Consider the following 24,144-nt stretch of genomic DNA (forward strand, 5'->3'; position numbering starts at 1 on the left):
ACTACGCTTCACTCATCCGATGATCGACCACGAGGAGCCGCGATGCGTGTCGCCCTGTTCCTGACCTGCGTCAACGACACGCTGTATCCGGACACGGGGCGCGCCGTGGTGAAACTGCTGACCAGACTGGGCGTCGACGTCGACTTCCCGATGGCGCAGACCTGCTGCGGACAGGCGCACTACAACACCGGATACCGTCACGAGGCCGAGCCGCTCGCCCGGCATTTCTCCGATGTATTCGGCGAGTACGAGGCGATCGTGACACCGTCCGGGTCGTGCGGGTCCATGGTGCGCGAGCTGTATCCGCGGATGGGCGAGCGGGCCCGGGCCGAGGGGCGCGGGGACACCCTCGCTGCGACGCTGGCGCCGGTGGTGCCGAAGACGTACGAACTCACGGAGTTCTTGGTCGACGTGCTGGGCGTGACGGACGTCGGGGCGTACTACCCGCACACGGTGACGTACCACCCGACCTGTCACGGACTGCGCGGACTCGGACTCGGCGACCGGCCGCGGCGGCTGCTCCAGGCGGTGAAGGGGCTGGAGCTGGCCGAACTGCCGGGGGCCGACGAGTGCTGCGGGTTCGGCGGCACCTTCGCGCTGAAGAACTCCGATGTCTCGGCGGCGATGGGCACCGACAAGGTGCGCAACGCCGAGTCGACGGGCGCGGAGGTGCTGTGCGCGGCCGACAACTCCTGTCTGATGCACATCGGCGGGACGATGACCCGGCTGCGGACCGGCATGCGGCCGGTGCACATCGCGGAGATCCTGGCGAGCACGGAGGAGGAACCGGCCGTATGAGCGGGACGTATCTCGGTATGCCGGCGTTTCCGGAGGCCGCGCGGGAGGCCGTGGGGAACGAGACCCTGCGCGGCAATCTGCGGCACGCCACACACACCATCCGCGCCAAGCGGGCGAAGGCCGTGACGGAGGTGTCCGACTGGACCGAGCTGCGCGAGGCGGGCAAGCGGATCAAGGACCACACGCTGCGCCATCTCGACCGCTATCTCGAGCAGTTGGAGGAGTCGGTCACGGCGGCGGGCGGCATCGTCCACTGGGCCGCCGACGCGGACGAGGCCAACGAGATCGTCACCCAGCTGGTGCAGATGACCGGCGAGTCGGAGGTCGTCAAGGTCAAGTCGATGGCCACACAGGAGATCGGGCTCAACGAGGCGCTGGAGGCCGAGGGCATCCACGCCTACGAGACCGATCTCGCCGAGCTGATCGTGCAGTTGGGCAAGGACCGGCCCTCGCACATCCTCGTCCCGGCCATCCACCGCAACCGGGGCGAGATCCGGGACATCTTCCGCGCCGAGATGAGCGAGTGGGGCCGCCCGGCCCCCGAGGGCCTCACCGACACGCCCGCCGAACTCGCCGAGGCGGCCCGGCTGCATCTGCGGGAGAAGTTCCTGCGCGCCAAGGTCGGCATCTCCGGCGCCAACTTCATGGTCGCCGAGACGGGCACGCTGGTGGTCGTGGAGTCCGAGGGCAACGGCCGGATGTGCCTGACCCTGCCCGAGACGCTGATCTCGGTCGTCGGCATCGAGAAGATCGTGCCGACGTGGCGGGACCTGGAGGTGTTCCTCCAGACCCTCCCCCGCTCCTCCACGGCCGAGCGGATGAACCCGTACACCTCGACGTGGACCGGCACCACCGAGCAGGACGGGCCCAGCACCTTCCATCTGGTGCTGCTGGACAACGGCCGCACCGACACCCTCGCCGACGAGGTCGGCCGGCAGGCGCTGCGCTGTATCCGCTGCTCGGCGTGTCTCAACGTCTGCCCGGTGTACGAGCGGGCTGGCGGCCACGCGTACGGCTCGGTGTACCCGGGCCCGATCGGCGCGATCCTCAGCCCTCAGCTGCGAGGCACGGGCAGCGAGATCGACGCCTCGCTGCCGTACGCGTCCTCGCTGTGCGGGGCGTGCTACGAGGTGTGCCCGGTCGCCATCGACATCCCCGAGGTGCTGGTGCATCTGCGGGAACGGGTCGTGGAGGGCGGAGAGGTCACCCGGGAGGGCAACAAGGTGGTGCTGCGGCCCGCGAAGGGGCATGCCGCCGAGCGTGCGGCGATGCGGGCCGCCCGCTGGGCGTTCACACACCCGGGCGCGCTGCGCACCGGCCAGCGCGCCGCCTCCCGGACCCGGCGCTTCCATCCCCGTACGCTGCCGGGGCCCGGCCGGGCCTGGAGCGGGACCCGGGACCTGCCGCCGGTGCCGGCCGAGCCGTTCCGGGACTGGTGGCTGCGGACACGCGGCGGGAAGGACGGGGCCAAGTGAACAGCAGGGAGCGGATCCTGGGCCGGGTGCGGCGCGCGCTGGTGGATGTGCCTCGGGACGACTCGCCGTACGAGCAGGCGGTCGAGCGTGACTATGCGCGTGAGCACGGGGACCGGAGTGTCGAGCAGACCGTCGAGCTGCTGGCCGAGAACCTGGCGGACTACCGGGCGATCGTGCACCGCACGGACGCCGAGGGGCTGGCCGCGCTGATCGCGGGGCTGCTGGACAAGCGCGGGTCGGCTTCGGTGCTGGCGCCGCCCGGGCTGGACCCGGCGTGGCTGGAGCGGACCGGGGTGACACGGGTGGCGGACCGGGTGGAGAGCACTCCGGCCGAACTCGACCGGGTGGACAGCGTCGTGACGGCCTGTGCGGTGGCGATCGCGGAGACCGGCACGATCGTGCTGGACGGCTCGCCCGACCAGGGGCGGCGCCGGATCACCCTCGTCCCGGACCATCACATCTGCGTGGTCCGTGTCCCCGGGCAGGTCGTGTCGTCGGTGCCGCAGGGCCTCGAACGGCTCGATCCGGCACGGCCGTTGACGTGGATCTCCGGGCCGTCGGCGACCAGTGACATCGAGCTGGACCGGGTCGAGGGGGTGCACGGTCCGCGCACCCTGGAGGTGATCCTCGTCGGCGAGGACTGACTCAGGGCTCAGGGCTCAGCGCTCAGGGCTCAGGGCTCAGGGCTCAGGGCAGGATCGAGTCGACGTAGCCGCCGTCGACACGCAGGGCGCCGCCCGTGGTCGCCGAGGCCTGGTCGGAGCCGAGATAGACGACCATGTTGGCGATCTCCTCCGGCTCGATCAGCCGCTGGAGCAGGGACTGCGGCCGGTGCTGTCGCATGAAGGCGCGCTGGGCCTCGTCCCAGGGCAGATCGCGGTCGACGAGCTGGTAGACGAAGTCCTCGACGCCGCCCGTGTGGGTCGGCCCGGCGATGACGGAGTTGACCGTGACGCCGGTCCCGGCCGCCTGCTTGGCGAAACCCCGGCTCACCGCGAGCAGGGCGGTCTTCGACATTCCGTAGTGGATCATCTCGGCGGGGACGACGACCGCCGAGTCGCTGGCGATGTACTGCACGCGTCCCCAGCCGCGTTCGGTCATGCCGGGCAGGACGAGCCGGGTGAGGCGTACGGCGGCCAGGACATTCACCTCGAAGTAGCGCCGCCACTCGTCGTCACTGATCTCCAGGGGGTCGGCGGACTCGAAGACGCCGAGGTTGTTGACGAGGATGTCCACCTGGCCCAGGGCGTCCACCGCCTGCCGCGCACCCTCCTCGGTCGTCACGTCGGCGGCCACGGGCACCAGGTCGGCGCCGGAGACCTCGCCCCGCATCCGGTCCACGGCCTCCCGCACCCGTCCGGGCGAGCGGCCGTTGACACCCACCCTGGCGCCCGCCCGGGCCAGGCCCGAGGCGATCGCGGCGCCGATGCCCTGCGTGGAACCGGTCACCAGAGCGGTGCGGCCCTTCAGATCGATCCGCATGCCGTGTCAACCCCTTCCGTGCTGGTGTGCTCGGGTACCCCCGGGGTGTCACTGAGTACACCCCCCGATACGGGTTCTGCGGCCAGTGTGGCCACGTCCCCTTCTCCGTAGCGTCGAGGACGCGACACAGGGCGTGTCGGACGAGGGACGAGGGGGACGACGATGAGGCGCACCGGCCCACGACAGGACCAGGACCCGGGACCCGCCGCCGAGGCACTGCGGCTGGTCAAGGTCACCAAGACGTACGGGAGCGCCGACAGCGCCGTGACCGCCCTGGACGGTGTGACGCTCGGTCTGGGGCGTGGCACGTTCACGGCGGTGATGGGGCCCTCCGGTTCCGGCAAGTCGACACTGCTGCAGTGCGCGGCGGGGCTCGACCGGCCCGACAGCGGGATCGTGCAGGTCGACGGCACCGAGCTGACGGGCGGCGGCGAGGCCGAGCTGACGAGGTTCCGGCGCGGCCGGATCGGGTTCGTGTTCCAGCAGTACAACCTGCTGGAGACGCTGACCGTCGCCCAGAACACGGTGCTGCCGCTCAAGCTGGCCGGGCGGAAGGTGGACCGGCAGCGGGTCCGCGAGGTGCTGACGGCGGTGGGACTGGGTGACCGGCTCGGGCACCGGCCCGATCAGCTCTCGGGCGGTCAGCGCCAGCGGGTCGCGATCGCCCGGGCCCTCGTCACCGAACCGCGGGTGATCTTCGCGGACGAGCCGACGGGCGCGCTGGACACCCGCAGCGCGCGGGACGTGCTGCGGCTGCTCCAGCAGGCGGTGCGGGTGCACGGGCGGACCGTGGTGATGGTGACGCACGACCCGGTCGCCGCCGCGTACGCCGACACCGTGCTGTTCCTGGCGGACGGCCGGCTCGCGGGCCGGATGGACGCGCCGACGGCCGACGCGGTCGCGGAGCGGCTGGCGCACCTGGGCGACGACGTGCGGGCGGGGGTGTGAGCCGTGTTCGTTCTCGCGATGCGGTCGATACGGCAGCGGCCCGGGCGGTTCCTCGCGACCCTGCTGTCCGCGTTCCTCGGCGCGGTGATCGTCATGACGTTCAACTCGATGCACGACACGGCCGGGCAGCCGGGTGTGGACCCGGTGAGCCGGGAGACCCTGTCCACCGCGGCGGGTGTGGTCGGCGGCTACGGCACCCTGCTGGTGTTCTTCGCGATCGCCTCGACGCTGACGGTGAACGTGCGTCAGCGGGCGGCCGAGAGGGAGCTGTTGCGCTGCTCGGGGGCGACTCCGGCGCAGATCAAGCGGATGGTCGTCGGTGAGGCGGTGGCCGTGGCGCTGGTGGGCGCCGCGCTGGCGATCGGCCCCGCGTTGCTCGGCGGGCGGGCGCTGCTGGAGGTGTTCCAGGACAGCGGTCAGGTCGCCCAGTCCGTCGAGTACTCCTTCGGTCCGGTGGCGTCGGCGTCCGGTGTCGGCATCACACTGCTCGCCGCCGCGGGGGCCGCGTTCCTCGCCGTGCGGCGGGCGACGGGCGAGGGCCGGCAACGGGGCCGGGCTCGGACGGTCCTCCCCTACGCGGCTCTGGTGGCCGGTGCCGCGTCTGCCACCTCGACGTTCGTGTTCTCGGCGACGGACGCCGCGCTGATGGCGCCGCCGGCGTACGGGGCGATCCTGCTGTCCGTCGGGTGCGCGCTGCGGGCGCCGCGGCTGCTCGCGGTCGTGCTGGACCGGCTGCCGTTCGACGGTCCGAGCGGATGGCTGGCGGTGCGCAATCTGCGCGAGCGGGCCGGGCAGCTCGCCGGGATCCTGATGTCGCTGATCCTGTTCACGGCGGTCGCCACGGCGACACTGACCATGCAGGCCGTGGAGAGCGACGCCGTCGAGGCTTCGGGCCTGGTCAAGTCGGTCGACGCGAAGAACCTCGAGACGCTCAACTTCACGGTCGTCGGGATCATCGTGGTCTTCGTGTGCGTCATGCTGGTCAACTCGCTTTATGCGGCGACCGGTTACCGGCTCCGCGAGTTCGGGCAGCAGCGTCTCGCGGGGGCGACTCCGGGGCAGGTGCTCACTCTGGTGGGGGTCGAGGGGCTGATCCTGATGGTCACGGGGGTGGTCTTCGGCACGCTGGCGGCGCTGGCGGGGGTCGTGCCCTTCACCGTGGCACGCACCGACGAGGTGCTGCCGGGCGAGTTCTTCGGCATCGGGGCGGCGGTCGTCGCGGTCGCGGCGGTGGTGACGCTGGGCACGAGCCTGGTCACGGCCCGGCGGACGCTGCGTACTCCGGCGGTCGGGGCGGTCGCGGTGGCGTGAGGAACAGGGCGGCGATGAGGGGCGGTTGCTGCGGCTGCCGCCCCTTCACCGCATGCCGGACGCGTCCAGCAACGCGCTCACGGTCGCCGTGGTCAGGCCGTCCAGGGTCTCGATCCCCGCCCCCGCCCGGGCGCCCGCCCCGTCGAAGACCAGCATCAACTGCCGGGCGAGCAGTTCCGCGTCCCGCGCCCCGCCCTCCTCGGCCCGGGCGCGGAAGAAGCCAAGCAGCCACTCCTTCGCCTCGCGGGCCACCGTGCTGGCCGGGTGCTCGGGGTCCTTGAGTTCGACCAGTGCGGCGAGGTAGGGACAGCCCTGGTAGGCGGGCTCGGCGGAGGCCTTCTCCAGTTGTCCGAAGACGTGCAGGATCCGCTCGCGCGGAGTGCCGGTCTCCTCCTGCGGGCCGGGCACCAGCCGTGCCTCGTACTCCGGGAGCAGCCGGGCCAGGCTCGCCGCCAGGACCTCGTCCTTGCTCGCGAAGAGCTGGTACATGGACCGCTTCGAGACCCCGGCGCCGCGGCACAGCGCCTCCACACCGACGGAGACGCCCTCGCGGTAGAAGATCTCGGCTGCCGCGTCGAGCAGCCGGTCCCGGGTGGACGCCTTGTCTGTGGTGGCCATGAAGGTGAGGCTACCTCGCCACGGGGTGTCGGGAAACCGATCGGTCTACCACCTTCCGGTACCCGGAACCCCCGTGACATCATCGCTGAACAAGCGCTTGGAAACCTGTTCCGCACTGCCGCCCGCCCTCTGGAGGCCCCGTTGTTCACATCCGTCGACGACGTCTCCGCACGTCTGGCCGAGACCGGGTATCTCGCCTCGCCGGCCGTCGCCACGACCGTCTTCCTCGCCGACCGCCTCGGCAAGCCGCTGCTGGTCGAGGGCCCGGCCGGGGTCGGCAAGACGGAGCTGGCCAAAGCCGTCGCCGAGGTCGCGGACGCGCGGCTCGTGCGCCTGCAGTGCTACGAGGGGGTCGACGAGTCCCGGGCGCTGTACGAGTGGAACCACGCCAAGCAGCTCCTGCGCATCAGCGCGGGCCGCGACGAGTCGTGGGACGAGACGCGCACGGACATCTTCAGCGAGGAGTTCCTGCTCACCCGGCCGCTGCTGACCGCCATCCGGGGCGACGACCCGAAGGTGCTGCTGATCGACGAGACCGACAAGGCGGACGTCGAGGTGGAGGGCCTGCTCCTGGAGGTGCTCAGTGACTTCCAGGTGACGGTGCCCGAGCTGGGCACCATCACCGCGACGCGCCGCCCCTTCGTCGTCCTCACCTCCAACGCGAGCCGGGAGCTGTCCGAGGCGCTGCGCCGCCGCTGCCTCTTCCTCCACATCGGCTTCCCGGACGAGGAGTTGGAGCGCCGGATCGTACGGCTGAAGGTGCCGGGGCTCGACGAGGCGCTGGCCCGCTCGGTCGTCCGGGTGGTGGGCGCGCTGCGGGCGATGGACCTGCGCAAGGTGCCGTCGGTCGCCGAGACCATCGACTGGGCGCGCACCCTGCTCGCGCTGGGCGCCGGCACCCTGGACGAGACGGTCGTGCGGGCCAGCCTCGGCGTGCTCCTCAAGCATCAGGAGGACGTCCTCAAGGCGAGCGCCAAGCTCGACCTGGACGCCCTGTGACCACCCCGGCGGGCGAGGGTGTCGCCGAGCGGCTGACGTCCCTGGTCGGGGCGCTGCGCGCGCACGGCATCCGGGTCGGCACGGGCGAGACGGTCGACGCGGGGCAGGCGATCGAGGCGCTCGGCCTCACGGACCGGGAGCTGCTGCGCGAGGGGCTGGCGGCGACGCTGCTGCACGGCACCGGGCAACGGCTGGTGTTCGACCCGGTCTTCGACCTGTACTTCCCGCGCGGTGTCGGCGGCCCGGAGGGGAAGAGCGCGGGCAGGGAGAACCTGCGTGACCGGCTGGCGGCCGCGCTCGCCGCCGACGACCAGGCACTGCTGGGGCGGCTGGCGGTCGAGGCGGTCGACGGTTTCGGGGGCTACGGCTCCTCGCCGGAGTCGGACGGCTGGTCGTCGTACCAGACGCTCGAACGGCTGCGCCCGCAGACCCTGCTCGCCCGGGTCCGCGACGATGTGCGCGGGCAGGGCGGCAGTTCGGGGTTCGCGGACCGGCTGCTGGAGGACGAGATCCGGCGACGGATCGACAGCTTTCGCGCGCTGGTGGCCACGGAGGCGCGGCGGCGGGTCGCCGAGCGGCGCGACCGGGACGAGCTCGCCCGGCGGGCGGTGGCGCCGACCGCCGACCGGGTCGATTTCCTGTTCGCCGGGAAGGCCCGGCTGGCCGAGCTGCGCAGGGCGGTCCAGCCGCTCGCCCGCAAGCTCGCGACCCGGCTCGCGGCCCGGCGCCGCCGCGCCTCCCGGGGCACGATCGACCTGCGGCGGACGCTGCGCGGTTCGCTGTCGACGGGCGGGGTGCCGATGAAGCCGGTGCTGCGCAGGCGCCGCCCGGCGCGGCCCGAACTGGTGCTGCTGTGCGATGTGTCGGGGTCGGTGTCGGGTTTCTCGGACTTCACGATGCTGCTGGTCCAGGCGTTGCACGACCAGTTCAGCAAGGTGCGGGTGTTCGCCTTCGTCAACCGGGTCGACGAGGTGACCGCGCTCCTGCGGCACGGCACCGCGGACCCGGAGGGGCTCAGTGCCCGGATCGGGGCGGAGGCCACGCTCACCGGATGGCACGACAGCAGCGACTACGGCACGGCGCTGGGCGAGTTCGCCGAGATCCACGGCGACGCGGTCGGTCCCCGCACGACGGTGTTCGTCCTGGGTGACGCCCGGACGAACCGGAGCGACCCGAATCCGCCCGCCGTACGGCGGATCGCCGAACGGGCGCGCCGCGTCTACTGGCTGAACCCCGAGCAGCGCTCCCTGTGGGGCACGGGCGATTCCGTCGCGCCGCTCTACGCCGAGCTGGTCGAGATGCACGAGTGCCGCAATGTCGGACAGCTCAGCGCGCTGGTGGCGCGACTGCTGCCGGTGTGACGACCCGGGGCGTGATCAGGCGACGGCGAGCTGCGGGTAGAGGGCGGCGGGGTCGGCCGCCAGCCCGGCCTTGACCTGCCGGGAGAGGTCGTCGGCCAGGACCTCGTAGGCGCCCGAGGCGATCCCGTCGAGGGCCTGGGCCGCGACACTCTCGGCCGTGGACTTCGGGGCGTCGACGGCGGCGGTCAGATCGGTGTCGACGTACCCGACGTGCAGGCCGGTGACCTCGATGCCCCGCGGCTTCAGGTCGAGGCGCAGCGAGTTGGTCTGGGACCAGAAGGCCGCCTTGGACGCGCTGTAGGAGCCGGCGAGGCCGATCCACGACAGCACGGAGTGGAGGTTCAGGATGTGGCCGCCGCCGTTGCGCTCGATGACGGGGACGAAGGCCCGGGTCACCAGGAGCGGCCCGTAGAAGTTGGTTTCGAACTCGCGGCGGACGTCCTCGACGGGCGAGTCGAGGAAGTTCGCGTTCACCGACGCGCCCGCGTTGTTGATCAGCAGGGTGACGTCCTGCGCCTGCTCGGCCGCCGCCGCGACGGACGCGGGGTCGGTGACCTCCAGGGCGAGCGGCACAGCGTCGGGGTGGGTGACGGTGCGCGGGTCACGGGCGGTGGCGTACACCTTCTCGGCACCGCGCTCGTACAGGGCCTCGACCAGGGCCCGGCCGATGCCGCGGCTGCCGCCGGTGACGAGTGCGACGGAACCTTCGATGGCGGTCATGGGTGTCTCCCTCGTGTTCTCCACACAGGAAACCGATCGGTTTCCCACGAGGGGAAGCGTAAACCGATCGGTTTCCGCAGAGCAAGAGGGTGCTACTTCTTCGCGTACTCCCTCGCCATCTGTCCCTGGAAGTCGTAGACCACGGCCTGCTCGTCGCCCACCACCCAGGCGTCGTGTCCGGGCGAGCAGACGAAGACGTCGCCCGGGCCGACCTCGGCCTCGCCGCCGTCGTCCATGCGGATGTGCATCCGGCCCTGGAGCATGTAGCAGTTGTGGTGCACCTGGCAGGTGGCGGTGCCCGCGATCGGGGCCACGGACTCGGTCCAGCGCCAGCCGGGCTCGAAGGTCGCCACGGCGAAGTCGAGATCCGTCATATGGACGGCTTCGAGGTGGCCACGGGGGAAATCACGCCGCTCATCCGGCTTGTCGAGCGTCTTCACTTCCAACATGACGCGCTCCCTTCCGGCCACGGCGCACCGCGGCCGGGGCCGGTCTCCCCGGCGGCCCTGGACACCGCGCGTCGGCGGCCGGCCTCCTCCTCTCCATCGTCCGCCCGTCGCTCCGGGGCCGCCAACAGGGGAACTCCGGTCAGGCCGGGTGTCCGCAGAGTTCGGCGAAGCGTCCGGCGTCGATGTTGCCCCCGGAGAGGATGACGCCGACGCGGCGTGGGAGAGAGCCCGCGCGGCCGGTCAGCAGGGCGGCTAGCGGGGTGGCCCCGCTGGGCTCGAGGACGATCTTCAGGCGTTCGAAGGCGAACCGCATCGCGTCCCGGATCTCGTCGTCGGTGACCAGCGCGATCGCGTCGACGAGCCGCCGGTTGACGGAGAAGGTGAGTTCGCCGGGGGTGTGCAGGGCCTGCCCGTCGGCGATGGTGTGCGGCACCGGAATGCTGATGCGCCGTCCGGCCTCCAGTGAGCGCTTGGTGTCGTCCCCGGCTTCCGGTTCGACGCCGATCATCCGGATGGCCGGGTGCAGCCCCTTGGCCACCGTGGCGCTCCCGGCCATGAGCCCGCCGCCGCCCACCGGTGTCACTATCGCACCCAATTCCCCTGTTTCTTCGAGGAGTTCGAGTGCTGCCGTGCCCTGGCCGGCCATCACGTGCGGGTGCTCGTACGGCGGGATGACGGTGAGCCCCCGCTCGGCGGCCAGGGCCTCGGCGATGGTCACACGGTCGCCGGTGTAGCGGTCGTAGGTGACGATCTCGGCGCCGTAGCCCGCGGTGGCCGCCCGCTTCGACGGCGGGGCGTCCTCGGGCATGACGATCACTGCGGTGGTGCCGAGCTCCCGGGCGGCCAGGGCGACGGCCTGGGCGTGGTTGCCCGAGGAGTAGGCGGCGATACCGCGGGACAGCTGCTCGGGGGTGAGGCGGGAGGCGGCGTTGTAGGCGCCGCGGAACTTGAAGGCGCCGACGCGCTGGAGGTTCTCGCACTTGAGGTGGATCTCGGCACCGGCGAGCGCGTCGAGGGTGCGGGAGCGCAGCACCGGGGTGCGGTGGGCGACGCCCTTGAGCCGGGCGGCGGCGTCCCGGACGTCGTCGAGGCTGACCGGTGGGGTGGTGGTCGTCACGCGGGTCCTCCGGTGGGAGTGTCGTGGGCGGCCCGGGCCTGGGAGAGGTAGTTGTAGGCGGAGGCGCGGGAGATGCCGAGCCGGGCGGCGACCTGCTCGACCGCGCCGCGCACGGCGAAGACACCGCGCGTGTCCAGCCCGCCGAACAGCTCCAGGCGCTCGGCGCGGTCCAGTTCCGCCCAGCTCCCCCGCTGCTTCGACTGATGGACGTCGACGAGGGCGTCGACCACGGCGTCGATGTCGTTGCCGAAGGTGGTGGTCGGCAGCTCCGCCGGCTCGGGCCGGACTCCGGCGAGCGCGCCGAGCAGACCGTGGACCTGACTGACGGCACCGACGTCCACGTTGACGCAGAGCGCGCCGAAGACGGCTCCCGTGGAGTCCCGCAGCACCATCGTTGAGGACTTCACCAGCGTCCCGCCCCGGGTGCGGGTGACGTAGTTCAGCTCGTCGGCCGCCTCGTCGCCGCGGGCGAGGACGCGTATGCCGATCTCGCTCATCGCGCCGCCCACCGTCCGCCCGGTCACCGACCCGGCGACGGCGACCACGGACTTCTCCGGGGTGCGGTAGTCGTGCAGCACGACGTCGCAGAGCGGCCCGAAGGTCGCGGCGATTCCTTCGACGACCGGTGTCAGCGCGGCGAGGATCGCATCCCGTTCCGCGGCCAGAGTCTCTCCCATGGATTTAGACTACGCGTCCAGTCATTGGATTTCTAGTCCAGATATTCAGTCCAGAACGGTCCGACTGGCTACTTCAACACTTGGCAATGGTTTTCACATGACTTCGACCGGAACCCGCTTTTGACATTCATTCCCATCTAGCGTGGCGCTGCCCAGTACCCCGGTGCACATCCGTCCTGGAGGAGCCATGCCCCTGTCCACGTCCCGCCGCCTGGCGCTGCTGACCAGCGCGTCACTGGCCCTTCTCGCGGGCTGCGGCAGCTCGTCGGACTCCGCCGGCGGCAAGAGCACGACGGACCGCGTCTCGGTGGTCGCCTCCACGGACGTCTACGGCGACATCGCACAGCGCGTCGGCGGCGACAGAGTCGACGTCACCTCGATCATCAGCGACCCCGACCAGGACCCGCACTCCTACGAGGCCGACCCCCAGAACCAGCTCGCCCTGTCGAAGGCCGAGGTCGTCGTCGAGAACGGCGGCGGCTACGACGACTTCGTGGACCGCATGCTGAAGGGCGGACACAACGACACCGCCCAGGTGATCAACGCGGTGAAGGTCTCCGGCAAGACCGCGCCGAAGGGCGGCGAGCTGAACGAGCACGTCTGGTACGACTTCCCCACCGTCGCCGAGGTCGCCGACCGCATAGCCTCGGCTCTCACCAAGGCCGACCCGTCCGACGCGGCCGTCTTCGAGAAGCACGCCGCCGCCTTCAAGGCCGGGCTCACGCCCCTGGAGGCGAAGGAGGCCCGGATCAAGAAGGAGCACGGCGGTGGGGGCGTGGCGATCACCGAGCCCGTGCCGCTGTACATGACCGAGGCGAGCGGCCTGGTCGACCGGACGCCCGCCGAGTTCAGCGAGGCGATCGAGGAGGGCGACGACGTCTCCCCACGGATCCTCCGGGAGAACCTGGCACTGTTCAGCGGCAGGAAGGTCGAGGTCCTCGTCTGCAACGAGCAGACCTCCGGCCCGCAGACCGAGAAGACCGAGGCGGCGGCCGAGGCGGCCGGCATCCCCGTCGTGCCCGTGACCGAGACCCTGCCGAAGGGCAAGGGCTACCTCGGCTGGATGACCGCCAACGTCGACGCGCTCGCGGGCGCGCTGGCCAAGTGACCCCGATATACCGGCAGGACGGCGTTCCTGTCATCAGTCTGCGCGGCGCGGCCCTGTCGTACGGCGCCCGCGAGGTGTGGAGCGGCCTCGATCTCGACGTACGGGCCGGGGAATTCCTGGCCGTGCTGGGGCCGAACGGCGCGGGCAAGACCAGTTTCGTACGGGCGCTGCTGGGCCGTCGGCCGCTGTCCGCGGGGACGCTGACCGTCCTCGGCCGGCCCGCGCGCGACGCCGCCCGGGAGATCGGCTACGTCCCCCAGCAGGCCGCGCTGTCCGCCCAGGCGATGCTGCGCGCCCGGGACCTCGTACGGTTCGGCATCGACGGGCACCGCTTCGGGCCACGGCCGCGCACGGGCGGGGTCCGTCGCCGGGTGGACGAGATCCTCGAGTCGGTCGGGGCGGCGGCCTACGCCGATGTCCCGCTCGGGATGCTGTCCGGCGGCGAACGGCAACGCGTGCGCATCGGGCAGGCTCTGGCCACCGACCCGCGGCTTCTGCTGTGCGACGAGCCGCTGCTGTCGCTCGACCTGAACCATCAGCGGGCCGTCACCGAACTGATCGACGCCCGGCGCCGCTCCCACGGCACGGCGGTGGTCTTCGTGACGCACGAGATCAACCCGGTGCTGGGGATGGTCGACCGGGTGCTCTACCTGGCCCCCGGCGGCCATCGCGTCGGCTCCCCGGACGAGGTGCTGACCTCCGAGTCGCTGTCCCGGCTCTACGGCACACAGGTCGACGTCGTACGGGTGCGCGGCCGGGTGGTGGTCGCGGGCGCGCCCGACGATCCGGCAGCCCAGGCACACCGTCACGAGGGGACGCACGAGACGGACGGAGTGCGCGCATGACGCTCGCCGCGGGGATCTGGCATCAGATCTTCGACTTCACCGACTACGGCGAACTCCTCGCCCTGGTCCGCAATTCCCTTGTCGTGGGCGTGGCGCTGGGCCTCGTGGGCGGCCTCGCGGGGGTGTTCGTGCTGATGCGTGACCTGCCGTTCGCGGTGCACGGCATCAGCGAACTGTCCTTCGCGGGCGCGTCGGCGGCGCTGCTGCTGGGCGTGAACATCGTGGCGGGCTCGATCGCCGGCTCGCTCCTCGCGGCCGGGGCCATCGGGGTGCTGGGGACGCGGGCGAGGGACCGCAATTCGGTGATCGGCATCATCATGCCGTTCGGGCTGGGCCTGGGCGTGCTGTTCCTCGCCCTCTACAAGGGCCGGGCGGCCAACAAGTTCGGGCTGCTCACCGGGCAGATCGTCGCCGTGGACACCCCGCAGATGTCATGGCTGCTGGGCACGTCCGTGCTGGTGCTGGCCGCGCTGGCGGTCATGTGGCGTCCGCTCGCCTTCGCCAGCACCGACCCGGATGTGGCCGAGGCGCGCGGGGTGCCGGTGCGGGCGCTGTCGTTCGCGTTCATGCTGGTGCTCGGCCTGGCGGTCGCCCTGTCGGTGCAGGTCGTCGGCGCGCTGCTGGTGCTCAGCCTGGTCGTCACCCCGGCCGCTGCCGCCGCCCGCGTCACCGCGTCCGCGGTGCTGCTGCCCGTGCTGAGCGTGCTGTTCGCCGTGGTGTCGATCGAGGGCGGCATCCTGCTCGCGCTCGGCAGCAGCATCCCCATCAGCCCCTACGTCACGACGATCTCGTTCGGCATCTACGCGGTGTGCCGACTGGCCGGCGGACACCGGGCCCGGCGGTGGGGTGCGAGGAGGGCGGTGGTGCGGGTCGTGTGACGCGGTGGGGGTCGCCCTTCTCCGACCGCTGAGGTCCGGCGGGCGCTCACCCCAGGGGGTGCGGGCCCTGCGGACATGCATCGCCGCGCGGTCGGCGGGAGGCTGGTGATATCAGCACGGGCACGCGTCCCGAGGAGATCGTCATGAACAGCGCCACCCTGGAAGACATGCGGACCTCGCTGCGGGGACCGGTCATCGGCCCACGGGACGCGGAGTACGACCAGGCCCGCAAGATCTACAACGCGATGATCGACAAGCGTCCCGCCGCCATCGTGCGGTGCGCGGACGCCGCGGATGTGATGGCCGCGGTCGCCTATGTCCGCGATCACGGTCTGGAGCTCGCCGTGCGCGGCGGCGGGCACAGCGGCCCGGGCCTGTGTCTGGTGGACGACGGCGTCACCATCGACCTGTCGCCGATGCGCGGGGTGCGGGTCGACCCGTCGGCACGGACCGCGCAGGCCGGCGGCGGCGCCCAGCTCGGCGACCTGGACCACGCCACGCACGCCTTCGGCCTGGCCACGCCGACCGGCATCATCTCCATGACCGGGGTCGGGGGCCTGACCCTGGGCGGCGGACACGGCTATCTCACCCGCAAGTACGGCCTGACCGCGGACAATCTGATCGCCGCCGATGTCGTCCTGGCCGACGGCAGCTACGTCACCGCGAACGCGGACGAGCACCCGGACCTGTTCTGGGCCCTGCGGGGCGGCGGCGGCAACTTCGGCATCGCGACCTCGCTCACCTACCGGCTGCACCCGGTGGACACGGTCGGCGTCGGGGTGACCGTCTGGCCGGTGGATCACATCCCTGAGGCGCTGGCGTGGTACCGCGCGTTCCTCCCGCAGGCGCCCGAGGACGTGTACGGCTTCTTCAACGTCTTCGTCGTCCCGCCCGGCCCGCCCTTCCCCGAGGAGCTGCACGGGCGGAAGGTGTGCGGCATCGTGTGGTGCCACACCGGCGACCTCGACCGGCTCGACGAGACGCTGTCGGTGGTGCACGAGGCCGGGCCTCCGGCCTTCCACTTCACGACTCCGATGCCGTACGTCGCCCTGCAGAGCATGTTCGACGAGCTGATCCCGACCGGCTACCAGTGGTACTGGCGCGGCGACTTCTTCGACCACATCCCGGACGCCGCCCTCGACGTCCACCTCAAGTACGGCGAGAGCAACCCCACCCAGCTCTCGCTGATGCACCTCTACCCGGTCGACGGGGCGGCCCACCGGATGGGCCCGGACGAGACGGCGTGGAGCTACCGGGACGCGGTCTGGTCGGGCGTCTTCGCCGGTGTCGACCCCGATCCGGTCAACGCCGATGCCATCAGGCAGTGGTGCGTCGACTACCAGGAGGAGCTGCACCCGTACTCCATGGGCGGCTCGTACGTGAACTTCATGGGTGCGGGCGAGGGCCAGGAGCGGGTCCGGGCGACGTACCGCGACCACTACGACAGGCTCGCCCGGGTCAAGCGGACCTACGACCCGGACAACCTGTTCCACGCCAACCAGAACATCGCGCCGGCGCGGGCGTGACGGCCACGGTGCCCCGCTCCGGGAGGCGGCCATGGGACAGATGATCGACGCCGGCGGTGTGGAGCTCTGGGTCGAGCGACGGGGCCAGGGGCCCGACGTCCTGCTCATCTCGGGGCTCGGGGACCCCGCCGAGGCGTGGCAGTCGCAGCTCGACGGGCTCGCGGACCGCTATCGGCTCACCGCCTTCGACAACCGGGGCGCCGGGCGTACGCCGCTGCCCGAGGGGCCGCTCACCATGCCCCGGATGGCCGACGACGCCGCCTCCCTGCTGCGCACGCTGCAGATACCGGCCGCCCACGTGACCGGTTTCTCGGGCGGCAGTTTCATCGCCCAGGAGCTGGCGCTGAGGCATCCGGGCCTCGTCCGCAGCCTGGTCCTGATGAGCACGACGGCCCGCCCGGACTCCTACTTCCGCGCGATGACGCGCTTCTGGGAGTGGATGGTGGAGCGGGCTCCGACCGAGCGGGCCATGCTCGAGGCGTTCTACCTGTGGATCTACACACCTCGCGCCCACGCCGACGGCCTGGTCGACCGCCTCATCGACGAGACGCTGGCGTTCGAGCACCCGCAGTCCGCCGAGGCCTTCCAGCGTCAGCTCGCGGCATTCAGCCGCCATGACACGTCCGACCGCCTCGGCGGCATCACCGCGCCTACCCTCGTCCTCTCCGGTGAACTCGACCTCGCCACGCCGCCGCGCCTCGGCCGGGAGGTCGCGGAGCGCATCCCGGACGCCGAGTTCGAGGTGATGCCCGGAGAGGCCCATCAGCCGTTCCAGGAGGTGCCGGAGGTGTTCAACGCCCGGGTCGAGGCGTTCTGGCGCAAGGTGGAGGCGGAGGACTGACGGCTCCTCACTCCTCGAGCCTGCGCAGCCGTTCCGTGTCGCAGGTGCGGGGGCAGGTGCCGCAGGCCTCGTCGGGCCGGATGGCGTAGTAGAGGCAGCAGCCCGCGCGGGTGCGGGTCGTGTGACGGCGGCCGTCGGTGCCGGTCAGCAGGCGGAAGTCCGCTCCCGAGGGGTAGGGGCTGACGGGTTCGGGAAGCAGGGCGGTCGCCGCGCGTACGGCGTCCTCCTCGCGGCCGAGGGTCCGGCCGAGGTACCAGATCCCGGAGACGAGGTCGTCGCCGACCATGCCCCACAGGGCACGCGGCCCGCGGCGCACGGCGGGGCCGAGGGCGGTCAGCAGCGGGCGCATGTGGTCGGCGACCGCGGCACGCAGCTCGGCCCGCAGGGCCTCCTCGCCCGCGACGGTCACCGCGCCGGGCAGCGCGGCGACGGGGTCGCCGGGCAGACAGGCGACACGCGCCTCGGGCGTGATGGTGTACGCCCCGGCCGCCAGGTCCAGGCGCACCGACTGGGGCCGGATGCGCGGCACTCGGCGCTCCAGGTACCAGACGCCGCTCATCAGCAGGGCGATCGACCAGGCGTAGTCGTGCAGGGCGCGCGAGGCGGTGACGTGGGAGCGGGGAGTGTGGGCGTAGCGGGTGTGGATGCGCGTGGCCTCGGCGTCCAGGAAGGCGTCGAGGGCCGACTGATCAGACGTCAGTTCGGCGGCGGTGATCGCCTGTTGGTCGTAGGCCGTCCGGGGGTCCGCGACCTCGACGCTCAACGCCTCGCAGAGGCCGGTCAGCCGCCGGTAGGCGGTGCCGAGGACGGAGGCGAGGGTCGGCGGTGACTCCAGGACAGTGCGCATCGATCACTCCTACGGGCAGTTGCAACCCGCGATTGGATAGGTAAGGCTAACCTAAGGTACAAGATCGTCGGACGTGCTCGTGAACGCCCGGCCGATCAAGGGCCGTCCACGTCACGGGGGTCTCGCGCGGGCTGCCCGCCGCCGCCCCCACCCACCAATGGAAGACCGCCATGCGCCTGTACCTGCTCGCCCTCAATCCGACCGACTCCGTCACCGAGGGCTTCCTGCCCGCCGCAGACCGGCTGGGCCTGGACGTCACCGTCCTCACCGATCAGCCCGACGCCCACCGCAGAACCCGCCCGGACGTCGAGGTCCTGGAGTGTGACGTGCGGGACTTCCGGGCCGTCGTGTCGCGGATCTCGGCCCACGGCGGCCCGGGTGCCGTCTTCACCAACAGCGACCACCTCCAGACCCAGGCCGCCCTGGCCGCCGCCTACTTCGGCCTGCCCGGCAAGGACTGGCGGGCCACCCTGCGCTGCAAGGACAAGGCGGAGACGCGCCGCAGGCTGGCCGCCACCGGAGCGGACACCGTCTGGTCGGCCGAACTCACCGCACCGGCCCCGCTCGACGCGCCCTACCCCTGTGTCCTCAAGCCCCGGGAGGGCGTGGCCAGCGAGGACGTCGTGCTCGTGGACGGACCCGAGGAGCTGACGATGCGCGCCAAGGAGATCCTGGAGCGCCGGCCGGGCACCACCCTGGTCGTCGAGGAGTACCTCCCCGGCGAACTGTGCACGCTGGAGACCCTGGGCGACGGCCGGGTCCGGCATGTCCTGGGCGGCTTCCGCACCGAGCTGTCGCCGCTCCCCCACTTCGTCGAGGAACGCCTCACGTTCGTCCCCGCCCACCCCGAGCCGGTCGTCGCGCAGGTGCTCGCCCAACTCGACGCGCTCGGTGTCGGGTTCGGCGCCTGTCACACCGAGTTCGTGGTGCACGAGGGGCGGGCACGGATCGTCGAGGTCAACTACCGGGCCATCGGCGACCAGTGCGATCTGCTGCTGGAACAGCTCCTCGGCATTCCGCTGTTCGAGCACATCCTCCGCACCCACCTGGGCGAACCGCTCCCGGCCGATCCGGAGGTCCGCCGCGACCGCGCCGCCCTCCTTCAGTACCCGTGCGCCGACCGGGCCGGGACCCTGACCGACGCCCCGAACGCCACCGAGCTCACCGTCGACGGAGTGTCCCTGACGTACCGTCCGCTGCGGGCGGCCGGCGAGCGGCACGAGCTGTACCGCACCAACCGCGACTACCTCGGCGTCCTGCGGGCCACCGGCACCGACCAGGACACCGTGGACCGCGTGGCCGCCGCCTTCCTGGCCACTCTCCGCTGGGAGATCCGGGCGTGACCGTCACTCCACCCGCGCCGGACATCTGCGCGACCGACCTGCTCACCCGGGTGCTGAGCGCCCTGCTGCGCGAGGACGTCGCCGGGCTGCGCACCCGGAGCACCCTCGTCCACCGGCCGGACGGACCCTGGCTGCGGCTCGCCGCCGGTCGTGACGCCCTGCTGCTGCCGGTCGCCGAGGACGGCTTCCAGTGCCGGTACGCCGCCCGGCTGCCACTGCTCCGGCGCGCCTCGGACGGCGCCGAGCTGACGTCGTACGCGGAGGTGCTGGACGCGCTGCGCGCGCTCGCCGAGCCCGAGGACCGGGCCGGTTTCGACGCCTTCGCCGAGGAGTGCCGTCAGACCCTGGCCACGTTACGGCTGCACGCCGACACCCGCGACGCCGTCGCCGGGCGGCTGACCGACCGTCACGGGGACGCACCGGCACGCTGGACCGGCCTCTTCCGCGGGCCCGCGTTCGACACGCTCGCCGCCCGGCTGGACCACCCCGTGTATCCGACGGCGCGCGGCCGGGCGGGGCTGGACGAGGAGCAACTACGTTCGTACGCGCCCGAGTTCCATCCGCGATTCCCGCTGCGCTGGCTCGCCGTGCCCCGGGACGCGGTCCTGCTGACCGGCACGCCGCCGGAGCTGTGGCCCACGCCCGCGCGGCTCGGTCTGGCCGAGCTGGAGCGCACACACCTCGCCCTGCCGGTGCACCCGCTGACCGTCGGCCCTCCCCTCGACGCGGCCCTGCGCGCCACCGGCCTGCGCGGACGGGCGGTACTGGCCGAACGGGCCTGCCTCGACGTCGTACCGACCCTGTCCATGCGGACCGTGGCGACGGTGGCGGACCCGGCCCTGCACCTCAAACTGCCCCTCACCACCTCGTCGTTGGGGCTGCGCAACAGGCGGTCCGTCAAGCCCGGCACACTCGTCGACGGGGCCGTGGGCCAGCGGCTGATCCAAGAGGTGATCGCGCGCGAGCCCCGGTTCCGGGACACCGTCCTGCACGCCGACGAGACGACGTACGCCCACGCGGGGCACGAACTGCTGGCCGTGCTGTGCCGCCGCCACCCGGCCGGTCTTAAGGACTCCGTCGTCGTGCCGATGGCGGCGCTCCTCGCCGAGGCGCCGGACGGACAGCTGGTCGTCGATCATCTCGCCGACCGCTTCTACGACGGCGACCCGCTCGCCCTGCTCGACGCCTGTCTGACGCTGCTGTTCGACTGGCAGACCACGCTGTTCGGCTACGGCGTCGCGCTGGAGTCGCACCAGCAGAACATCTCGTTGGCGCTGCGGCCGGGCGGCCTCCGGCTGCTGTTCAAGGACAACGACGGGCCACGCGTCAACGCGGAGCGGCTGCGCGCCCGGCTCCCCGGCCGGTGGGACTTCGACGACCCGCGGGTCCTCGGTACGCAGGACGGGCCGGTGGCCGACCTCTTCGCCACCATCACCGTCCATCTGTGCGCGGGCGCATACGCGTTCGGGCTGGCCCGGCACGGCCGCGCCCCGCTGCCCGTACTGCTGCGGCTGGTGCGCGAACGGCTGACCGAGGCCGTGGAGCGGCTCGGCGGCGAGGCGGGGGACGTGCTGCGCGCCCGGGTCCTCGACGCCCCGGAGCTGCCGGTGAAGGCGATGGTGACGGCCGGGACACTGCTCAGCAAGGAGCGGTCGGGCGCCGCCGACATCAACAAGCACTACACCACCGGCCCCAACTACCTGCTGCCGTCCCGGAGTACGCCATGAGAGCCCGGGACCGGACCGCCGGTTCCGTCGTCGCCGCCCGTACTCGTCCCCACCCCTCTCCCCCCGCATTCGCGCAATCGCTGGAGCCTGCCATGCCCTCGCTGACCGAATCGCCCGGCCGCACCACAGCGTCGGTCTCCCTGCCCACCGCCGACGACGTGGTGGCCCACACCCTGCTGAACTGTCTGCTGCGCGAGGTGTCCGGGCCCGAGCGGCAGACCGTCGTCGCCGACCACCGTCTGCTGCTGCGACTGCCCCGCCGCGGGGTCCTGCTGAGTGTGGCCCTGCGCCGTACCTCGCTGCTCGGCGCGCACCGGTTCACCGGCCCGGTGCGCGAGGAGCGGGACGGCGGCCGGGCGGACGTGGACTGGCGGCGGCTGGCCGAGTACACCCGTGACGAACTGTCGCTGCGCACCGGTGTGCGCAACGAGGAGTTCCTGGCGCAGGTGGCCTCCAGCCACGCGGCCGTCGAGGGCGCGCTCACCGCCCGGCCGGCCCTGCCGGAGGTCCCGGAGCCTCCGGACGAGCCGCTGTCCGCCTACCTCGCCTCCGAGCAGTCCCTGCTCTTCGGGCACCGCTTCCACCCCACACCCAAGGCCCGCACCGGCGACCCGCGTTCCTGGGCCGCGTACGCACCCGAGACGGGCGCCTCCTTCCCGCTGCGGCACCTCGCCGTACGGGAACACCTGATCGCGCGGGAGAGCGCCGAACCATGGGCCGACGCCGCCCTGGACCGGCAGCGACCGGACGTCCCGGCCGGCTACCGGCTGCTGCCCGCCCACCCCTGGCAGTACGAGACGCTCCGCGAGCACCCGCTGCTGCGGGCCGCCCTGGACCGCGGTGACGTGCTCGACCTGGGACCGGGCGGCCGGCCCTTCGCAGCCACCGCGTCCGTGCGCACGCTGTACGACGGGGAGACGTTCCTGAAGTTCAGCCTGAACGTGCGGATCACCAACTGTCTTCGCAAGAACAGCAGTTACGAGCTGACCGGGGCGGTCGCCCTCACCCGGGCGCTGGCCCCGGCCCTGGCCGACCTCGCCGGGCGTTTCCCCGGCAGTGCCGTGCTCCGCGAGCCCGCGTACCGCAGTCTCGCCCTGCCCGGCCCCGACGGCACACCCGACCGCGATCTGCTGGAGGGCTTCGGCGTCATCGTCCGCGAGGGCCTGTCCCGCCGGCTCGCCCCCGGTACCACTCCCCTGCTCGCGGCCGCCGTCGCCGACGAGTACCCGACGGGTGCCGCCCAGGTGTCCCGTCTCCTCGCCGGAGCGGACGGGGCTGCGGCGCTCGACTGGTGGTCGGCCTACCTGGACCTCCTCCTGCCGCCCGTCCTCGCCGCCTACTTCGACCACGGCCTGGTCCTGGAGCCGCATCTGCAGAACGTGCTGCTCTGCGTCGACGGCGCCGGGCGGCCCGCCCAGGTCCTCTTCCGGGACCTGGAGGGCACCAAGCTGCTGCCCGAGCAGCACACGGAGACGCTGGCCGCGCTGCCGCCCGAGGTGGCCGGGCCGATGACGTACGACGCGCGGCGCGGCTGGGACCGGGTCGTGTACTGCCTGCTGGTCAACCACGTGGCCGAGATGCTCGCGGCCCTCGCCGACCTGCATCCGGAGACGGAGGCGGCGCTGTGGGCACGTGTGCGGGACACACTGCGCGCCTACGCCGACCGGCACGGCTGCCCGCCCCGGCTTGCCGCCCTGCTCGCCGGAGTGCCGCTGCCCGCCAAGACCAATCTGCTCACCCGCTGGGAGCGCAAGGCGGACCGCGAGGCCGGATACGTCCGGCTGCCGTCGCCGCTCGGCGCTGAGGTGCTGCACGAGGCGAAGAGGAGCTCCCGATGATCCGCCCGACCCCCGCCGTGAGCGACCGCGCCCTGTCGCTGCCGTCCACTGAACTACCGTCCTATCTCTACGACTTGACCGATCTGCGCGCACACGCCGCCGGGATCCGGGCCGCGCTGCCCGACCGGGTCGAGCTGTACTACGCGGCCAAGGCCAACCCGGAGCCGGAGGTCCTGGCCGCGCTGGAGCCCTTCGTCGACGGATACGAGGTCGCGTCGGGCGGTGAACTCGCCCATGTCGCCAAGGCGGTGCCGGGCCGGCCACTGGCCTTCGGCGGGCCCGGCAAGACGCCGGACGAGGTGACGGCCGCGCTGGAGCTGGGCGTCGACCGCTTCCACGTCGAGAGCGAACACGAGCTGCGCGTACTGGCCGAACTGGCGCGCCGCGTCGCGCCCCGGCGGCGTGTCGCGGTGCTGCCACGCGTCAACCTGCCCGTGCCCGACGGCTCGCTCGCCGGCAGCTCACTGGCGATGGGCGGGCGGCCGACGCCCTTCGGCATGGATCCCGCCCGGGCCGAACCGGTGATCCGGGCGCTCGCCGACGGCACCTACCCGCAGCTGGAACTGCGCGGTGTGCACGCCCACCTGGCGAGCGGCCCGGAGGCGGCCGAGCTGGTGGCGGTCGCGGGGAGCGTGGTCGGCTGGGCCACGGGGCTCGGTGTGCCGGTCGCCGAGGTGAACGTCGGGGGCGGCATGAGCGTCGACTACTCCGACCCGGAGCGCCGCTTCGACTGGGCCGCGTACGGCGACGGGCTGGCCCGGCTCACCGAGGCGCATCCGGGGCTGACCCTGCGGATCGAGCCGGGCCGGGCGCTCACCGCGTACTGCGGCTGGTACGCCACCGAGGTGCTGGACGTGAAGCACAGCCACGGCGAGGAGTTCGCCGTGGTCCGGGGCGGCACACACCATCTGCGGACCCCGGCGACGAAGGGACACGACCAGCCCTGCTCCGTCCTGCCCGTGGACACCTGGCCGCACCCCTGGCCACGACCGGCGGCGACGAACGGGCCGGTCACGCTCGCGGGGCAGCTCTGCACACCGAAGGACGTGCTGGCCCGCCGGGTACCGGTGCCGGACCTCAGGGCCGGGGACCGGGTGCTGTTCGCCCTGGCGGGCGCCTACGCCTGGAACATCTCGCACCACGACTTCCTGATGCATCCGAGGCCCGGGTTCCACTTCCTGGACGACAGCGCCCAGGCTTCCTGAGCCACCCATGAGCCCTCGGTGCCCGCCGGAC

General features: G+C 72.3%; 23 protein-coding genes. 16 read left to right on the forward strand and 7 right to left on the reverse strand.

Annotated features, from left to right (window positions below; translation table 11 throughout):
* The first annotated feature begins 42 nt into the window (after positions 1-42).
* From NNW99_RS02165 to NNW99_RS02175, 3 genes are read left to right on the forward strand one after another with little or no spacing between them, the layout of a single operon-like run.
* Positions 43-798, forward strand: a complete 756-nt coding sequence (locus NNW99_RS02165) for a (Fe-S)-binding protein (protein ID WP_215116880.1) — start codon at positions 43-45, stop codon at positions 796-798.
* On the forward strand, positions 795-2,273 hold the full coding sequence (locus NNW99_RS02170) for a LutB/LldF family L-lactate oxidation iron-sulfur protein (protein ID WP_215116881.1): 1,479 nt from the start codon (positions 795-797) through the stop codon (positions 2,271-2,273). Before NNW99_RS02165 ends, NNW99_RS02170 begins: the two co-directional genes overlap by 4 nt.
* The gene (locus NNW99_RS02175) at positions 2,270-2,917 is read left to right on the forward strand and encodes a lactate utilization protein C (protein WP_215116882.1); all 648 of its coding nucleotides are present in this window, start codon (positions 2,270-2,272) and stop codon (positions 2,915-2,917) included. Before NNW99_RS02170 ends, NNW99_RS02175 begins: the two co-directional genes overlap by 4 nt.
* 43 nt (positions 2,918-2,960) lie before the next feature.
* Here the strand turns inward: NNW99_RS02175 and NNW99_RS02180 are convergent, their stop codons facing one another.
* The gene (locus NNW99_RS02180) at positions 2,961-3,755 is read right to left on the reverse strand and encodes an SDR family NAD(P)-dependent oxidoreductase (protein WP_215116883.1); all 795 of its coding nucleotides are present in this window, start codon (positions 3,753-3,755) and stop codon (positions 2,961-2,963) included.
* Between the two features lie 162 nt (positions 3,756-3,917).
* Between NNW99_RS02180 and NNW99_RS02185 the strand changes: the two genes are divergently transcribed.
* Together NNW99_RS02185 and NNW99_RS02190 are read left to right on the forward strand one after the other, a co-directional pair.
* Positions 3,918-4,703: an ABC transporter ATP-binding protein gene (locus tag NNW99_RS02185; protein ID WP_215116884.1), complete on the forward strand. Its 786-nt coding sequence runs from the start codon at positions 3,918-3,920 to the stop codon at positions 4,701-4,703.
* 3 nt (positions 4,704-4,706) lie between these two features.
* Complete coding sequence (locus NNW99_RS02190; protein ID WP_215116885.1) at positions 4,707-6,014, forward strand: FtsX-like permease family protein; 1,308 nt, start codon at positions 4,707-4,709, stop codon at positions 6,012-6,014.
* Positions 6,015-6,059: 45 nt separating this feature from the next.
* On the opposite strand, the gene NNW99_RS02195 is transcribed toward NNW99_RS02190, so the two are convergent.
* A complete protein-coding gene (locus NNW99_RS02195) occupies positions 6,060-6,632 on the reverse strand; it encodes a TetR/AcrR family transcriptional regulator (RefSeq protein WP_215116886.1) in 573 nt (190 codons plus the stop codon).
* Positions 6,633-6,773: 141 nt separating this feature from the next.
* Here NNW99_RS02195 and NNW99_RS02200 point away from each other — a divergent pair, with 141 nt between their 5' ends.
* Both NNW99_RS02200 and NNW99_RS02205 read left to right on the forward strand, forming a co-directional pair.
* Positions 6,774-7,631 carry a MoxR family ATPase gene (locus NNW99_RS02200; RefSeq protein WP_215116887.1) on the forward strand — a complete coding sequence of 286 codons (858 nt, stop codon included), beginning with the start codon at positions 6,774-6,776 and terminating at the stop codon, positions 7,629-7,631.
* Positions 7,628-8,992 carry a VWA domain-containing protein gene (locus NNW99_RS02205; RefSeq protein WP_215116888.1) on the forward strand — a complete coding sequence of 455 codons (1,365 nt, stop codon included), beginning with the start codon at positions 7,628-7,630 and terminating at the stop codon, positions 8,990-8,992. Before NNW99_RS02200 ends, NNW99_RS02205 begins: the two co-directional genes overlap by 4 nt.
* 15 nt (positions 8,993-9,007) lie before the next feature.
* On the opposite strand, the gene NNW99_RS02210 is transcribed toward NNW99_RS02205, so the two are convergent.
* From NNW99_RS02210 to NNW99_RS02225, 4 genes are all read right to left on the reverse strand, one after another.
* Complete coding sequence (locus NNW99_RS02210) at positions 9,008-9,712, reverse strand: SDR family oxidoreductase (protein ID WP_215116889.1); 705 nt, start codon at positions 9,710-9,712, stop codon at positions 9,008-9,010.
* Between the two features lie 92 nt (positions 9,713-9,804).
* Complete coding sequence (locus tag NNW99_RS02215) at positions 9,805-10,161, reverse strand: cupin domain-containing protein (RefSeq protein ID WP_215116890.1); 357 nt, start codon at positions 10,159-10,161, stop codon at positions 9,805-9,807.
* Between the two features lie 139 nt (positions 10,162-10,300).
* Complete coding sequence (locus NNW99_RS02220; RefSeq protein ID WP_215116891.1) at positions 10,301-11,278, reverse strand: pyridoxal-phosphate dependent enzyme; 978 nt, start codon at positions 11,276-11,278, stop codon at positions 10,301-10,303.
* The gene (locus tag NNW99_RS02225; RefSeq protein WP_215116892.1) at positions 11,275-11,955 is read right to left on the reverse strand and encodes a transcriptional regulator; all 681 of its coding nucleotides are present in this window, start codon (positions 11,953-11,955) and stop codon (positions 11,275-11,277) included. Before NNW99_RS02225 ends, NNW99_RS02220 begins: the two co-directional genes overlap by 4 nt.
* A gap of 187 nt (positions 11,956-12,142) precedes the next feature.
* Between NNW99_RS02225 and NNW99_RS02230 the strand changes: the two genes are divergently transcribed.
* The 5 genes from NNW99_RS02230 to NNW99_RS02250 all read left to right on the forward strand — a co-directional run bounded on the left by NNW99_RS02230 (position 12,143) and on the right by NNW99_RS02250 (position 17,153).
* Complete coding sequence (locus tag NNW99_RS02230; protein WP_215116893.1) at positions 12,143-13,063, forward strand: metal ABC transporter solute-binding protein, Zn/Mn family; 921 nt, start codon at positions 12,143-12,145, stop codon at positions 13,061-13,063.
* Complete coding sequence (locus NNW99_RS02235) at positions 13,060-13,908, forward strand: metal ABC transporter ATP-binding protein (protein WP_215116894.1); 849 nt, start codon at positions 13,060-13,062, stop codon at positions 13,906-13,908. The genes NNW99_RS02230 and NNW99_RS02235 overlap by 4 nt, the downstream gene beginning before the upstream one ends.
* Entirely contained in the window at positions 13,905-14,786 is an 882-nt protein-coding gene (locus tag NNW99_RS02240) for a metal ABC transporter permease (RefSeq protein WP_215116895.1), read from the forward strand. The genes NNW99_RS02235 and NNW99_RS02240 overlap by 4 nt, the downstream gene beginning before the upstream one ends.
* A 143-nt stretch (positions 14,787-14,929) precedes the next feature.
* Entirely contained in the window at positions 14,930-16,312 is a 1,383-nt protein-coding gene (locus NNW99_RS02245) for an FAD-binding oxidoreductase (protein ID WP_215116896.1), read from the forward strand.
* A 31-nt stretch (positions 16,313-16,343) separates the two neighbouring features.
* Positions 16,344-17,153 carry an alpha/beta fold hydrolase gene (locus tag NNW99_RS02250; protein ID WP_215116897.1) on the forward strand — a complete coding sequence of 270 codons (810 nt, stop codon included), beginning with the start codon at positions 16,344-16,346 and terminating at the stop codon, positions 17,151-17,153.
* A gap of 7 nt (positions 17,154-17,160) precedes the next feature.
* Here NNW99_RS02250 and NNW99_RS02255 read toward each other — a convergent pair whose 3' ends face one another.
* Complete coding sequence (locus NNW99_RS02255) at positions 17,161-18,000, reverse strand: (2Fe-2S)-binding protein (RefSeq protein ID WP_215116898.1); 840 nt, start codon at positions 17,998-18,000, stop codon at positions 17,161-17,163.
* Positions 18,001-18,170: 170 nt separating this feature from the next.
* Here NNW99_RS02255 and NNW99_RS02260 point away from each other — a divergent pair, with 170 nt between their 5' ends.
* The 4 genes from NNW99_RS02260 (at position 18,171) to NNW99_RS02275 (ending at position 24,113) form a co-directional block, all read left to right on the forward strand.
* The gene (locus NNW99_RS02260; RefSeq protein WP_215116899.1) at positions 18,171-19,343 is read left to right on the forward strand and encodes an acetyl-CoA carboxylase biotin carboxylase subunit family protein; all 1,173 of its coding nucleotides are present in this window, start codon (positions 18,171-18,173) and stop codon (positions 19,341-19,343) included.
* Positions 19,340-21,070: an IucA/IucC family protein gene (locus NNW99_RS02265; protein WP_215116900.1), complete on the forward strand. Its 1,731-nt coding sequence runs from the start codon at positions 19,340-19,342 to the stop codon at positions 21,068-21,070. The genes NNW99_RS02260 and NNW99_RS02265 overlap by 4 nt, the downstream gene beginning before the upstream one ends.
* Before the next feature lie 92 nt (positions 21,071-21,162).
* Entirely contained in the window at positions 21,163-22,908 is a 1,746-nt protein-coding gene (locus NNW99_RS02270) for an IucA/IucC family siderophore biosynthesis protein (RefSeq protein ID WP_215116901.1), read from the forward strand.
* Positions 22,905-24,113 carry a type III PLP-dependent enzyme gene (locus tag NNW99_RS02275; protein ID WP_215116902.1) on the forward strand — a complete coding sequence of 403 codons (1,209 nt, stop codon included), beginning with the start codon at positions 22,905-22,907 and terminating at the stop codon, positions 24,111-24,113. The genes NNW99_RS02270 and NNW99_RS02275 overlap by 4 nt, the downstream gene beginning before the upstream one ends.
* The last annotated feature ends 31 nt before the right edge of the window (positions 24,114-24,144 follow it).

The sequence above is a fragment of the Streptomyces sp. CRCS-T-1 genome (genome assembly GCF_024442335.1).
In the GTDB taxonomy this organism is placed as follows: domain Bacteria; phylum Actinomycetota; class Actinomycetes; order Streptomycetales; family Streptomycetaceae; genus Streptomyces; species Streptomyces koelreuteriae.